General features: G+C 49.4%; 1 protein-coding gene. It reads right to left on the bottom strand.

Going from position 1 to position 239, the window contains the following annotated elements; genetic code table 11:
- Positions 1–215: LrgB family protein (locus tag ACFVYJ_RS13925; protein ID WP_463255476.1), on the bottom strand; the 215-nt coding region annotated here is incomplete at its 3' end.
- Positions 216–239: the final 24 nt, after the last annotated feature.

The following is a 239-nucleotide window of genomic DNA, read 5'->3' as shown; positions in this document are numbered from 1 at the left end:
GCCAGAACAGGACCCGACAAACAGCCGATCAAGAGCGGTAACCAGATGCGTCTGATCATCGCCCGGTTATCATAGAGCGGCACTTCCAATGCGAACACTGCGGGACCCATCAAAAAATGAATATATTGGCCACCCAACATATAAGTCCGATACCCAGTGACTGACGCTTTCAGCATCAGAATAATCAAGCTTAGTGAAACCAGCACTGGATGCATGAATGGGCTTCTACCCGCTTTGGT

The sequence above is a fragment of the Pontibacter sp. JAM-7 genome (genome assembly GCF_048548695.2).
Lineage (GTDB): Bacteria > Pseudomonadota > Gammaproteobacteria > Pseudomonadales > Balneatricaceae > Neptuniibacter.
This window is presented reverse-complemented; position numbering and strand designations above follow the sequence as displayed.